Raw genomic sequence first — 13440 nt, forward strand, 5'->3', positions numbered from 1 at the left:
CCGACCACCCGTTCTCCGGTGGTCGGCCGCGCGTGCGTGCCCCTCGATGGGATCGCTCTCAGACCGTGATCAGTGCCTCCAGCGGGGCGTCCTTCAGCGTGGGCTCCAGCCGGGCCCGGCCGCCGAGGAAGCCCAGCTCCAGCAGTACGGCGACGCCCGCGACCCCCGCGCCCGCCCGCCGGACCAGCTGGAGCGACGCCTCGGCGGTGCCGCCGGTGGCGAGCACGTCGTCGACGACCAGGACGCGGTCGTCGGCTTGGACGTCCTCGGCGTGCAGCTCCAGCTCGGCGGCGCCGTACTCCAGCTCGTACGCCTGGGACAGCGTGGCGCCCGGCAGCTTGCCCGCCTTGCGCACCGGGACGAAGCCGACGCCCGCGCGGACGGCCGCCGGGGCGGCCAGGATGAAGCCGCGCGCCTCCAGGCCGACGACCTTGGTCGCGCCGTGCCGTACGCACAGCGCCGCCAGGGTGTCCGTGAGCGCGGCGAACGCCTCGGGGTCGGCCAGCAGCGGGGTGATGTCCTTGAACATCACGCCCGGCTTCGGGTAGTCCGCGACGTCGCGGATGCGGCTGAGCAGCAGCTCCCGCACCGCGTCGGACACGGTGGACGCGTCGTCGGTCACGGCGTCACCTCCGTTTGCCGGACGGGCGGCCCCGGCCGCGGCTGCGGTTGGCGGGCTGCCGACGCTGCGCGCGCGGGGACTCCGCCCCGTCGCGCTGGCCGCCGACGGCGGCGGTGGCCGGGGCGTCGTCGTCCGACTCGTCGTCCTCGTCCTCGTCGGGCCTGTCCTCGTAGCCCTCGGCCGGTGCGTCCGACGGGTCCTGCTCGGCACGCTCCTCTGCCTTGAGGCGCTTCGCGCGTACGCGCTTGGCGAGGGCCTTCATCTCCGGGTCGCGCTCCTTGAAGTCCGCGACCAGCGGGGTGGCGATGAAGATCGAGGAGTACGCGCCCGCGGCGAGGCCGACGAAGAGCGACAGCGCGATGTCGTTGAGCATGCCGCCGCCCAGCATGCCGCCGCCGATGAAGAGCAGACCGGCGACCGGGAGCAGCGCCACCACCGTGGTGTTGATGGAGCGGACCAGGGTGCCGTTGAGACTGCGGTTGGCGATCTCGCTGTACGTGTAGCGGGTCTGTTTGGTGATCCCGCGCGCGGATTCCTTGAGGCCGTCGAAGACGACGACCGTGTCGTACAGCGAGTAACCGAGAATCGTCAGCAGGCCGATGACCGTGCCGGGTGTCACTTCGAACCCGACGAGGGCGTACACGCCGACGGTGATCGTGATGTCGTGGATCAGCGCGATGAGGGCGGCGGCCGCCATCCGCCACTCGAAGGCGATGGCGAGGTAGATCACCACCAGGACCATGAAGATGGCGAGGCCGGTCCAGGCCTTGTTCGCGATCTCCTCACCCCAACTGGGCCCGACGAGCTGCGCGTTGATGTCGGCGTCCTTGACGCCGAGCTCCTCCGCGAGAGCCGCCTTCACCTGCGTGGACTTGGCCGTGTCCACCTGGGAGATCTGGACGCGCATACCGCCGTCGCCCAACTGCTGGACGATGGCGGCGTGTCCGGACTTCTCCTCCGCGATCTCCTGGGTCTCCTGGACCGAGGCGGAGGTCTTGGGCGTCGTGAAGACGGCGCCGCCCTCGAACTCGATGCCCATGTTGAGCCCGCGGACGCCGAGTCCGACGATCGCGGTGATGGTGATCAGGATGGAGACGCCGTACCAGAGCATCCGCTTGGCGACGAAGTCGTAGCCGACCTCACCGCGGTAGAGCCTGGCGCCGAGATTGCCGAGTCGCGACATCTCTCACGCCTCCTTCGGGTGGTCGGTGCTACGGGTGGACGTGCGGCGGTCGCGGCGCAGCGGCGGCTTGGCACCGAGGCGTACGGGGTCGAGCCCGGACCAGGGGTGCCCGCTCGCGAAGAACTTCTTCCGCGCCAGGATCGTCATCAGCGGCTTCGTGAAGAGGAAGACGACGACGACGTCGAGCAGGGTCGTCAGGCCCAGGGTGAACGCGAAGCCCTTGACCTTGCCGACGCTGACGATGAACAGCACCGCGGCGGCGAGGAACGACACGAAGTCGGAGACCAGGATGGTCCGTCGGGCGCGGGGCCAGCCGCGCTCCACGGCGGGGCGCAGCGTACGGCCCTCGCGGATCTCGTCGCGGATGCGTTCGAAGTAGACGATGAACGAGTCCGCGGTGATCCCGATGGCCACGATGGCGCCGCAGACCGCCGGGAGGTTCAGCGCGAAGCCGATCGTCGGGCCGAGCAGCGACATGATCGTGTACGTGAGGACCGCGGAGAAGAGGAGGCTGACGATCGCGATGAGCGACAGTCCTCGGTAGTACGCGATCAGGTAGAGGATGACCACGGCGAGGCCGATGGCGCCGGCGATGAGGCCCGCGTTCAGCTGCTCGCCACCGAGGGCGGCGGTCACCGTGGTGACGTCCGACTCCTGGAACGTGAGCGGCAGGGCGCCGTACGACAGGATGTTCGCCAGGTCCTCGGCGGTCTGCTGGGTGAACTTGCCGGAGATCTCGGCGTCACCGACGAGGCGTTCGTTGACGCTGGGCGCCGAGACGACCTCGCCGTCGAGCACGATCGCGAACTGGTTCTGCGGGGGCTGCTTCTTGGACAGCTCCCCGGTGACCTTGCCGAACGCGTCGCTGCCCTTGCCGTCGAACGACATCTGGACGATCCAGCCCTGACCGCGCGTCTGGTCGAGGGCGGCGTTGGCGTCGCTGACGTTCTTGCCCTCGACGGCGACCGGGCCGAGCACGTACTTGACGGGCTGTTCGCTGTCGCAGCCGACGGTCGGGTCGCCGTCGTCCGCCTGCGCCGCGATGCGTCCGGCGTCGGCCTTGCCCTCCTTGGTGGTGCAGTCGAGCTTCTCGAACTGCTTCTGGAGGGAGGCCGGTACGCCCTCGGGCGCGGGGGCGCTCGGGGTGGGCTCGGGGGCCTTGGGCGACTCCGACTGCTTGCCCGAGCCGGACGGCTTCGGTGACTCGTCGTCGGTCGCGGCGGCGGGCCGGAGGCCCTCCGTGACGGCGCGGCCCTGGGTGGTGGCCCCGTCGGACGAACCGGCCGTGGCCTTCTCGTCGCCGGAGGCGTCACCGGACTCGGCGCCCGTCTTGTCGTCCGGCGTGCCGGACGGCTCGTCGCCCGTCTTGTCGCCGGGCTTGCCGCTGCCCCCGGACGAGGACGGCGAGGGCTTGGGCTCGGGGTTCTCCGCCTGCGCGTAGGTCAGCACGGGGCGGAAGTTCAGCTCGGCGGTGGTGCCGACCTGCTCGCGCGCCTGCTTCTCGTTCGACCCCTTGGGGATGTTGACGATGATGTGCTTGTCGCCCTGGGTCTGGACCTCGGCCTCCTGGACGCCCAGACCGTTGACACGCCGCTCGATGATGCCCACGGCGGTGTTCATGTTGGTCTGGTTGATCGCGTCCTTCTTGCCGGGCTGGCTCTTCGCCTCGAGCGTGATGCTCGTGCCGCCCGCCAGGTCGATGCCCAGCCGGGGCTTCGTGTGACCGGAGAGGAACATTCCTCCCACCAGCGCCACCATCGCCAGCAGAATCAGCAGGAGGGCACGCCCCGGCTTCCCCTGGGCACCAGTGGACCTGCGGCCCTTCTTCGGTGCTGCCACCTTCTCGTATCTCCTGTCCAACCGCCCGCGTCGGACCCGTCGTACCGGGTCATCGCCGCGCGGCACGCGAAGTGGTGTACGGGTGCCTGTCGCCGCCGGGCCCTCTGGTCACGGTCCGGCGGCGCTCACGCTACTCGGCGTCGGAGCCGCCTCGACGCCCGGCGTCCTTGCCCCCGTCGGTCTCGTCGTCGGCCACCGCGTCGGCCTTGCGGTCCGCGGCCGCCGGGACGTCGGTCTCCTCGTCGTCGTCGTGGTCGGCGTCCGCGCGGTCGGTGTGCGCGCGATCCGCGTCCGCCGCCGGGGACTTGCCGAGGTCGATCCTCCCACCCGTGACCGCCTCGTCGTCCCCCTCCGTCAACGCCGAGGCGTCGTCGGGCACGATCGGGTCATCGTCGGACTCCAGGTCGACGGGGTCGCCGTTGACGATGCGCTCGTACTCCTCCGGCTCGAGCACCGCGCCCACGGCGTTCTTCGCGTAGAGCGCGTGGACGCCCGGGGCGACTTCGAGAAGGACCGCGTCGTCGCGGATCTCCTTGACGGTGGCGTACATGCCCCCGATCGTCCTGACGCCGGTGCCGGGCTGCATCTGGTCGCGCATCTGCGCGGCCTCCTGCTGCTTCTTCTTGGCGGACCGGGTCATCAGGAACATCGCCCCGATGAGCACGATGAAGGGGAGGAGAGTCACGATATTCACGGCGGAAGAGTTTCCTTCGCACGACCGCGTGGGGGCGGCCTGGATTCGGGGTGGGCTACCGTCCGGTCGCGGACGGCGTCGGCGGAGTCTAAGCGAGCTGTCACCGATGGAACAACGTCAAGCATGGCACTGAGGTTCCTGCCCCCGCGAGTCCCGCACGGTCACGCTCCGAACAAGCCCTGCTGCCCCGTGCCACCCGCCGCCCCCGGCTGCCCCTGCGGCGGTGTCAGCCCGAGGTGCGCCCAGGCCGCGGGCGTGGCGACGCGTCCGCGGGGGGTACGGGCGAGCAGGCCCTCCCGTACGAGGAACGGCTCGGCGACCTCCTCGACCGTCTCGCGCTCCTCCCCCACCGCGACCGCCAGCGTGGACAGCCCGACGGGTCCGCCGCCGAACAGCTTGAGCAGCGCGGTCAGCACACCCCGGTCCAGCCGGTCGAGGCCGCGCTCGTCCACCTCGTAGACCGCGAGGGCGCGGGCGGCGATGTCCCGGGTGATCACGCCGTCGGCCTTGACCTGCGCGTAGTCGCGGACGCGGCGGAGCAGGCGGTTGGCGATACGGGGGGTGCCGCGCGAACGACCCGCGATCTCGGTGGCGCCCTCGGCGTCGGTCTCCACGTCCAGCAGCCGGGCCGACCGGTGGATCACCTGTTCCAACTCGGCGGGCTCGTAGAACTCCATGTGCGCGGTGAAGCCGAACCGGTCGCGCAGCGGCGGCGGCAGCAGGCCCGCCCGCGTGGTCGCGCCGACCAGCGTGAACGGCGGCAGCTCCAGCGGGATTGCGGTGGCGCCGGGGCCCTTGCCGACGATGACGTCGACGCGGAAGTCCTCCATCGCCATGTACAGCATCTCCTCGGCGGGCCGCGACATGCGGTGGATCTCGTCGAGGAACAGCACCTCGCCCTCCTGGAGGGAGGAGAGGATCGCCGCGAGGTCGCCGGCGTGCTGGATGGCGGGGCCGGAGGTGATGCGGATCGGCGCCGACATCTCGGCCGCGATGATCATGGACAGGGTGGTCTTGCCCAACCCCGGCGCCCCGGACAGCAGTACGTGGTCGGCGGCGGCGCCGCGCGTACGGGCCGCCCGCAGCACCAGGTCCAGCTGCTCCCTGACCTTCGCCTGCCCCACGAACTCGTGCAGGTCCTTCGGGCGCAGCGCCGCCTCGACGGCCTGGTCCTCGCCGTCGGCCACGGAGCCGACCAGCCGCTCCGGGTCGCCGGGGGCGGTCTCGGTGGTGTCGTCCCAGTTCATGAGGTCAGCCTCGGATCGTGTGCGTCGGGTGCGCGCGTACGGGGCGCGGCGCGCGTACGGATGCGGGTTGCGGGTGACGGCGGCCGGCGAGCGCCGGTGAAGTGCCCGCTCAGCGCGCGCGGTTCAGCGACTGGAGTGCCGCCCGCAGCAGCGGCGCCACCTGCGGTGTGCCGCCCTCGGCGGCCTCCGCCTCGGCCCGTGGCGTGACGGCGGCCACCGCCTCCTCGGCCTCGCGCGCCGCGTACCCCAGGCCGAGCAGGGCGGACAGCAGCTGCTCGTGCCAGGGCGCGGGCGCCGAGGCGGTGCCGCGCCGGGCGCCCTGCGGGGTGCCGGTGCCGAGCGGTTCACCGAGCCGGTCCCGCAGTTCCAGCAGCAGCTTCTGCGCGCCCTTCTTGCCGATGCCGGGCACGGCCGTCAGCGCCTTCTCGTCGCCGGTGGAGACCGCGCGCCGCAGGTCGTCGGGGCTGTGCACGGCCAGCATGGCCTGCGCGAGGCGCGGGCCGACGCCGCTTGCCGTCTGGAGCAGTTCGAACGTCTGCCGCTCGTCGTCGTCGGCGAAGCCGTAGAGCGTGAGGGAGTCCTCCCGTACGACCAACGACGTGGCCAGCCGCGCGTGTTGGCCGACGCGCAGCGCGGACAGGGTGTCCGGGGTGCACTGGACGGCCATGCCGACGCCGCCGACCTCGACGACGGCGGTGTCCGGGGCGAGGGCCGCGACCGGGCCGGAGACGAAGGCGATCATGGGGTGCGGCCTTTCGGGGTGCCGGGGGTACGGGCCGTGCGGGGCCGGGCGGCGGCGTGCGCCGACTGGAGCCGGTTCATCGCGGGCGCGCGCCAGATGTGACAGATGGCGAGGGCGAGGGCGTCGGCCGCGTCGGCGGGCCGGGGTGGCGCGTCGAGCCGCAGGAGCCGGGTGACCATGGCGCCGACCTGGGCCTTGTCGGCCCGTCCGGTGCCGGTGACGGCGGCCTTGACCTCGCTGGGGGTGTGCAGGGCGACGGGCAGCCCGCGGCGCGCGGCGCACAGCATCGCGACGGCGCTGGCCTGCGCCGTGCCCATCACGGTGCTGACGTTGTGCTGGCTGAACACCCGTTCCACGGCGACGACTTCGGGCTCGTACCGGTCGAGCCACTCCTCCATGCCGCGCTCGACGAGCACCAGCCGTTCGGCGATGTCCGCGTCGGCGGTCGTCCGTACGACGCCGACCGCCCGCATCCGCAGCGGCCGCCCGGCGGAACCCTCGACCACGCCGATACCGCAGCGGGTCAGGCCGGGGTCGACACCCAGCACGCGCACGGCGCCTCCCTCGTCCCGTCCGTCCGGCCGCCTCCCGCGCGCCGGACCCTGCCCGTCGTTCCCGCAGGTTAGCGGCAGGCACCGACAACGCCGACGGGCCGCGCGGGGAACGGCCGCGCGAGGCACGCGGAACGGGTCGCGCCGAGACGGGCGGCGGTCGGGAACGCGTACGGCCGCGCACCTGTCCGCCCGTACGGACGGGGCAGGTGCGCGGCCGTGGGCGTCAGGCGTCGACCTGGGCCATGACCTCGTCGGACACGTCGAAGTTGGCGAAGACGTTCTGCACGTCGTCGCTGTCCTCCAGCGCGTCGATCAGCTTGAAGATCTTCCGCGCGCCGTCCTCGTCCAACTCGACCTGGACGCTGGGCAGGAAGTTGTTGTCCGCCGACTCGTAGTCGATGCCCGCGTCGACGAGCGCCGTGCGGACCGCGACCAGGTCGGTGGCCTCGCTGATCACCTCGAAGTTCTCACCGAGGTCGTTGACGTCCTCGACGCCCGCGTCCAGCACCGCGCCCAGCACGTCGTCCTCGGCCAGTTCGCCCTTGGGCACGATGACGACGCCCTTGCGGTTGAAGAGGTACGAGACGGAGCCCGGGTCGGCCATCGAGCCGCCGTTACGGGTCATGGCGACGCGCACGTCGGACGCGGCGCGGTTGCGGTTGTCCGTCAGGCACTCGATGAGCACCGCCACGCCGTTGGGCCCGTAGCCCTCGTACATGATGGTCTCGTAGTCGGTGCCGCCCGCTTCGAGACCGGCACCGCGCTTGACCGCGCTGTCGATGTTCTTGTTCGGGACGGAGTTCTTCTTCGCCTTCTGGATCGCGTCGTACAGCGTGGGGTTGCCGTCGGGGTCGGCACCCCCCGTACGGGCCGCGACCTCGACGTTCTTGATCAGCTTCGCGAAGAGCTTGCCGCGCTTGGCATCGATCACGGCCTTCTTGTGCTTGGTGGTTGCCCACTTAGAGTGGCCGGACACAGCCTCGCTCCTTCGATGTCACCGACAGATCCACGGCCAGATCCTACCGCCCGCAGGTCAGCCCTCCGCCAGCCGTGCGCCGCGTCTGTGGACAACCGCTAGCGGTCGGCCGTCCCGCGCACCATCGCGACGAACGCCTCGTGCACCCGGTGGTCGCCGGTGAGTTCGGGGTGGAACGACGTGGCGAGCAGTCGGCCCTGGCGTACGGCGACGGGGTGGCCGTCGTGGCGCGCGAGCACCCGTACCTCGGCACCCGTCGACTCCACCCACGGCGCGCGGATGAACACGCCCTCGACCGGGCCGCCTTCGACGTCCGCCATGTCGACGGCCGCCTCGAAGGACTCGTTCTGCCGCCCGAAGGCGTTGCGGCGGACGATCATGTCGATGCCGCCGACCGTCTCCTGGCCGGAGCGCGGGTCGAGGATCTTGTCCGCGAGCATGATCATGCCCGCGCAGGAGCCGTACACGGGCATGCCCGCGCGGACCCGCTCGCGCAGCGGCTCCAACAGGCCGAAGGCGACGGCCAGTTTGGAGATGGTGGTGGACTCGCCACCGGGGATGACCAGTCCGTCGACCTCGGCCAGTTCCTCGGGGCGGCGCACCGTACGGGGTTCCGCGCCCGCTCCCGCGAGCGCCGCGAAGTGCTCGCGGACGTCGCCCTGGAGCGCCAGGACGCCGATCAGCGGTCGCTGCGTGTCGTTCACGTTCACCTCTCAGCACGTACGGGGAGGGGCGGCCCGCCGGTGGGGCGGGCCGCCACGGGGTCCACGGGAGGGCCCGGCCTCGGGCCCCGGTTCACCAGCCGCGCGAGGCGTAGCGCTCGGACTCCGGGAGGGTGTCGCAGTTGATGCCGACCATGGCCTCGCCCAGCGCGCGGGAAGCGTCCGCGATGACCTTGGGGTCGTCGTAGAAGGTGGTGGCCTTCACGATGGCCGCGGCGCGCTTCGCCGGGTCGCCCGACTTGAAGATGCCGGAGCCGACGAACACGCCCTCCGCGCCCAGCTGCCGCATCAGCGCGGCGTCGGCCGGGGTCGCCACACCGCCCGCGGAGAACAGCACGACGGGCAGCTTGCCCAGTTCCGCGACCTCGCGGACCAGCTCGTACGGGGCGCGCAGCTCCTTGGCGGCGGCGTACAGCTCGTGGTTGTCCAGCGACTTGAGCCGCCCGATCTCGGCCTTGATCTGCCGCATGTGGCGGACGGCCTCCACCACGTTCCCCGTGCCGGCCTCGCCCTTGGAGCGGATCATGGCCGCGCCCTCGGAGATGCGGCGCAGGGCCTCGCCGAGGTTGGTGGCGCCGCAGACGAAGGGGGTGGTGAACGCCCACTTGTCGCTGTGGTTGACCTCGTCGGCCGGGGTCAGCACCTCGGACTCGTCGATGTAGTCGACGCCGAGCGCCTGGAGGAGCTGCGCCTCGACGAAGTGCCCGATACGGGACTTGGCCATCACCGGGATGGAGACCGCGCCGATGATGCCGTCGATCATGTCCGGGTCGGACATGCGCGCGACGCCGCCGTCCTTGCGGATGTCGGCCGGGACCCGCTCCAGCGCCATGACCGCGACGGCGCCCGCGTCCTCGGCGATCTTCGCCTCCTCCGGGGTGACGACGTCCATGATCACGCCGCCCTTGAGCTGCTCGGCCATGCCGCGCTTGACGCGCGCGGTGCCCGTCTCGGGGGTGTTGCCGGAGGCGGCCGCGGACGCGGCGGGGGAAGTGCTGGACACGGTTTGACCTCACTCGACGGGAAAAGTCGGACAGGGGCCAGGCCAGCCCCATGCCTCCCACGTTCCCCGATACGGGCGGGGGCGGAAAGGGCCAATCACGGTGCGGTGGCCTGGTCGGTGGACCCCGCGCCCGTACGCGCACGCCTTGCCGTACGCGCGCCTCCGCGCCCCGCGGCTACGGTGCCGCGCCGCCCGTCCGGTCGGCCAGCACCGGCGGCGGCTCGTCGTCCATCTCGAACGCGAGCGGCCACGGCGCGTGCCCCGCCAGCCGGAACAGCCGCACCTTGCGGTGCCTGCGCAGGGCCCGCGTGCTGCGTACGGAGTCGTTGTGGAACCGCCGCGCCATCGGCACCCGCCGTACGGCGGCGGCGAGTTCGGTCACCACCTCGGTGCCGCCGGGCGCCTCCCGTACGGCCTCCAGCTGGCCCGGTTCGGCGAAGACGGCCCGCAGCGTCTGGCTCAGCTCGCTCTCCGCGACCTCCCGGGCCTCCTCGTCGGCCTGCCGGGCGTGGTGCGCGGCCTGGTAGAGGACCATCGACGCGGCCGGGTCGAGGATGTCGGCGGTGGCCAGCTCCTGCGCGACGGACGCGCGCCGCAGCAGCTGCGCGTCGAGCGCGGCGCGGGCGGCGTCGATACGGCTGTGCATGCGGTCGAGCCGCCCGGCCGTCCAGCTCAGGTAGACGGCGGCGAGCAGCAGCGCGACGGCGACCCAGAGGAGCCACAGGAGCGAGGTCATGACGGGCGGTCCTCCTTCCCGGCCGGTACGTCCCGTGCCGCCAGGCCCAACCGGGCGCGCCAGCCGGGCCGTTCGTCGGGGGCGACGGACGCGGCGCCGTCGGTGACGGTCTCGTAGACGGAGAGGATGTCCGCGCCGACGGTGGACCAGTCGAAGCGCCGTACGTGCCGCCGCCCGCGTTCCCGCAGCTCCGCGCGCCGCTCCGGGTCGCCGAGCAGCTTGATCGCGGCCGTGGCGAGGGCGTCGGGGTCCTCGTTGGCGAACAGCTGGCCCGCCTCGCCGCCGTCCAGGACCTGCGCGAACGCGTCGAGGTCGCTGGCGAGCACGGGGGCCCCGGCGGACAGCGCCTCGACCAGGATGATGCCGAACGACTCGCCGCCGGTGTTGGGCGCGACGTACAGGTCGACGCTGCGCAGCAGCCGCGCCTTGTCCTCGTCGCTGACCATGCCGAGGAACTCGACCCGGTCCCGTACGTCCTCCGGCAGCCCCGCCACGGCCTCCTCCTCGTCGCCGCGCCCGGCGACCAGCAGCCGCGTGTCGGGGTGGGCCGCCACGATCCGCGGCAGGGCCTTCATCAGGACGGGAAGTCCCTTGCGGGGCTCGTCGATCCGGCCGAGGAAGCCGATCGTCCCGCCCTGCCACTCGGGCCGGGGCTCGGCGTCCGCGAAGAAGCCCACGTCGACGCCGTTGGGGATGACGACCGCGTCGCCGCCGAGGTGCTCGACGAAGGTGCGGCGGGCGTACTCGCTGACCGCGATGCGCGCGCTGATCTTCTCCAGCGCGGACTGGAGCATCGGGTACAGCGCGACGAGCCAGCGCGAGCGCGGGATCGACGTGTGGAACGTGGCGACCATCGGGCCCTGCGCCAGCCAGCACGTGAGGACCGACAGGGAGGGGGTGGCGGGTTCGTGGATGTGCAGCACGTCGAAGTCGCCGTCGTGCACCCAGCGGCGTACGCGCGCGGCGGTGAGGAAGCCGAAGTTGAGGCGGGCGACGGAGCCGTTGTACGGCACGGCGACGGCGCGGCCCGCCGACACGGCGTACGGGGGCAGGGGGGTGTCGTCGTCGGCGGGCGCGAGCACGGAGACCTCGTGGCCCTCGCGCAGCAGGTGCTCCGCCAGGTCGCGGATGTGCAGTTGGACGCCTCCGGGCACGTCCCAGGAGTACGGGCAGACGATCCCGATCCTCACCCGATCTCCTCACGTCGTCCGGTGTCGGCGTCCCGGCCGCCGGTGCCCCGGCCGTCCGCGGGCGGGCCGTCCCCGCCGCGTCCCGTGTCCGCGTCCCAGAACGGCTGGAGCATGTGCCAGTCCGTGGGGTGCTCGGCGATCCCGGCGGCGAAGACGTCCGCCATCGCCTGCGTCATGACCTGCGCCTTCTCCCGCCGGTCGCCCGTCGTGGGCACCTCGACCGGCGGATAGACGCGGCCCTGCATCACGGGGGTGCCGTCGAACCAGAGCGTCGCGGGGAGCAGCAGCGCGCCGGTCTGCTGGGCAAGCATCGCGGGCGCGCCGGGCATCCGGGCCCGCTCCCCGAAGAAGTCCACCGGGACGCCGGACGCGGTCAGGTCGCGGTCCGCGACCAGGGCGACCAGGCCGCCCGCGCGCAGCCGCCGCGCCAGGGTGCCGAAGGCGGCGGCGCCTTGGTGGGGCAGCACCTCGGCGCCGAGGCTCTCGCGGTACGCGACGAAGCGCTCGTACAGCGACTCGGGCTTCAGCCGCTCCGCGACGGTGGTGAACGGGGTGCGCAGGCCGATGTTCAGGTACGCGGCGGCCAGGTCCCAGTTCCCCAGGTGCGGGAGGACGAGGATGACGCCGCGGTCGGACGCGATGCCGTCCGTGAGCCGGTCGAGGTCGTGGACGTGGACGCGTTCGGTGACCATGCGCTCGGTCCACACCGGCAGTCGGAAGGACTCCGTCCAGTAGCGCAGGTACGAGCGCATGCCCGCCCGCGACAGTTCCGCCAGCCGCTCCGGGGAGGCGTCGGGGACGACCCGGGCGAGGTTGCGTTCCAGCTGGACGACGCCCCTGCCGCGGCGCTTCCAGGCGGTGTCGGCCATGGTGCGCCCGAGCCGTACGGCCGTGGGTTCGGGCAGCCGCTTCAGGCCCGCCCAGCCGAGCGCGTACAGCGAGTCGGTCACGCGCTCCCGCGCGGTCGGCCCGGCGGCGGCGGGTGCGGCGCCGGGGCCGCCCGGCGGCTTGCGGGCCATCACGCCCCGCTTCCCCGGCCCTGCCCCGGCTCGCCCGGCCGCGCGGCGGCCGGATCGGCGGGCGCGGGGTCCGGCTCGGCGCCGGTCTCCGCGGCGGTCCGCCGCTCCTCGGCGGCCGTCGCCGCGTCCGCCTCCGCCGCCTCCCGGCGTACGGTGACGACGCGCTGGCCGATGGTGAACAGCGAGCCCGCCGCGAGCGCCCACAGGGCGACGGGCAGCAGCACCTGGATGTACGGGACGCCCCAGTCGTGCATGCCCGCGAGCCCGGCGCCGAAGAGGGCGAGGGTGAGCCGTTCGGCGCGCTCCACCAGCCCGTTGACCCGTACCGGCAGGCCCATGCTCTCGCCGCGCGCCTTGGTGTACGACACGACCTGGCCGCTGGCGAGGCAGAACAGCGTGACGGCGCACAGGACGAGGTCGTCGCCCCCGCCCGCGTACCAGAGCGCCAGCCCGGAGAAGAGCGCCGCGTCCGCGACCCGGTCGAGCGTGGAGTCGAGGAACGCGCCCCAGCGGCTGGACCGGCCGAGCTGGCGGGCCATCGTCCCGTCGATCAGGTCGGAGAAGATGAAGAGGGCGATCACGAAGCTGCCCCAGAACAGTTCGCCCCTCGGGTAGAAGGCCAGCGCGCCCACGACCACACCGCCCGTACCGGCGAGGGTGACCGCGTCCGGGCTCACGCCGAGACGCAGCAGCAGGGTGGCGAACGGTGTGAGAACACGCGTGAAGAGTGCACGCGCGTACTTGTTCAGCATGGCCTTCCCGGTGGATCGACAACTGCCCCGTACGGCCTCGGTGCCGCCGGAGAGGGACCCATCGTAGTCAGGCGCCGGGGGCGGTCCGTACGGGCAGGGCGTCCCCACGCGACGTATGGACGATCGGTGAAGGCGGTGGAAAGCTCGGAAGTACCGCGGTT

General features: G+C 72.6%; 14 protein-coding genes. All 14 read right to left on the minus strand.

Annotated elements, in window-relative coordinates; translation table 11 throughout:
• Window positions 1–58: 58 nt before the first annotated feature.
• Window positions 59–622 carry an adenine phosphoribosyltransferase gene (locus D7M15_RS01600; protein WP_240649084.1) on the minus strand — a complete coding sequence of 188 codons (564 nt, stop codon included), beginning with the start codon at window positions 620–622 and terminating at the stop codon, window positions 59–61.
• Between the two features lie 4 nt (window positions 623–626).
• A complete protein-coding gene (gene secF / locus D7M15_RS01605) occupies window positions 627–1805 on the minus strand; it encodes a protein translocase subunit SecF (RefSeq protein ID WP_121515836.1) in 1179 nt (392 codons plus the stop codon).
• A 3-nt stretch (window positions 1806–1808) separates the two neighbouring features.
• Entirely contained in the window at window positions 1809–3644 is a 1836-nt protein-coding gene (gene secD / locus D7M15_RS01610) for a protein translocase subunit SecD (RefSeq protein WP_121515837.1), read from the minus strand.
• Between the two features lie 130 nt (window positions 3645–3774).
• Window positions 3775–4338 carry a preprotein translocase subunit YajC gene (yajC, locus tag D7M15_RS01615; protein WP_121515838.1) on the minus strand — a complete coding sequence of 188 codons (564 nt, stop codon included), beginning with the start codon at window positions 4336–4338 and terminating at the stop codon, window positions 3775–3777.
• A gap of 161 nt (window positions 4339–4499) precedes the next feature.
• On the minus strand, window positions 4500–5585 hold the full coding sequence (gene ruvB, locus D7M15_RS01620) for a Holliday junction branch migration DNA helicase RuvB (protein ID WP_121515839.1): 1086 nt from the start codon (window positions 5583–5585) through the stop codon (window positions 4500–4502).
• Window positions 5586–5694: 109 nt separating this feature from the next.
• On the minus strand, window positions 5695–6327 hold the full coding sequence (gene ruvA, locus D7M15_RS01625) for a Holliday junction branch migration protein RuvA (protein WP_121515840.1): 633 nt from the start codon (window positions 6325–6327) through the stop codon (window positions 5695–5697).
• Entirely contained in the window at window positions 6324–6881 is a 558-nt protein-coding gene (ruvC, locus tag D7M15_RS01630) for a crossover junction endodeoxyribonuclease RuvC (RefSeq protein WP_121515841.1), read from the minus strand. Before ruvC ends, ruvA begins: the two co-directional genes overlap by 4 nt.
• Before the next feature lie 223 nt (window positions 6882–7104).
• The gene (locus D7M15_RS01635) at window positions 7105–7857 is read right to left on the minus strand and encodes a YebC/PmpR family DNA-binding transcriptional regulator (protein ID WP_121515842.1); all 753 of its coding nucleotides are present in this window, start codon (window positions 7855–7857) and stop codon (window positions 7105–7107) included.
• A 98-nt stretch (window positions 7858–7955) separates the two neighbouring features.
• A complete protein-coding gene (pdxT, locus tag D7M15_RS01640; RefSeq protein ID WP_121520091.1) occupies window positions 7956–8561 on the minus strand; it encodes a pyridoxal 5'-phosphate synthase glutaminase subunit PdxT in 606 nt (201 codons plus the stop codon).
• 91 nt (window positions 8562–8652) lie between these two features.
• Entirely contained in the window at window positions 8653–9582 is a 930-nt protein-coding gene (pdxS, locus tag D7M15_RS01645) for a pyridoxal 5'-phosphate synthase lyase subunit PdxS (protein WP_121515843.1), read from the minus strand.
• Window positions 9583–9757: 175 nt separating this feature from the next.
• On the minus strand, window positions 9758–10318 hold the full coding sequence (locus tag D7M15_RS01650) for a hypothetical protein (protein WP_121515844.1): 561 nt from the start codon (window positions 10316–10318) through the stop codon (window positions 9758–9760).
• Window positions 10315–11508: a glycosyltransferase family 4 protein gene (locus tag D7M15_RS01655; protein ID WP_121515845.1), complete on the minus strand. Its 1194-nt coding sequence runs from the start codon at window positions 11506–11508 to the stop codon at window positions 10315–10317. The genes D7M15_RS01650 and D7M15_RS01655 overlap by 4 nt, the downstream gene beginning before the upstream one ends.
• Window positions 11505–12527 carry a phosphatidylinositol mannoside acyltransferase gene (locus D7M15_RS01660; protein ID WP_121515846.1) on the minus strand — a complete coding sequence of 341 codons (1023 nt, stop codon included), beginning with the start codon at window positions 12525–12527 and terminating at the stop codon, window positions 11505–11507. Before D7M15_RS01660 ends, D7M15_RS01655 begins: the two co-directional genes overlap by 4 nt.
• A complete protein-coding gene (gene pgsA / locus D7M15_RS01665; RefSeq protein ID WP_121515847.1) occupies window positions 12527–13279 on the minus strand; it encodes a phosphatidylinositol phosphate synthase in 753 nt (250 codons plus the stop codon). Before pgsA ends, D7M15_RS01660 begins: the two co-directional genes overlap by 1 nt.
• Window positions 13280–13440: the final 161 nt, after the last annotated feature.

This window comes from Streptomyces sp. Z26, from assembly GCF_003665095.1.
Lineage (GTDB): Bacteria > Actinomycetota > Actinomycetes > Streptomycetales > Streptomycetaceae > Streptomyces > Streptomyces phytohabitans.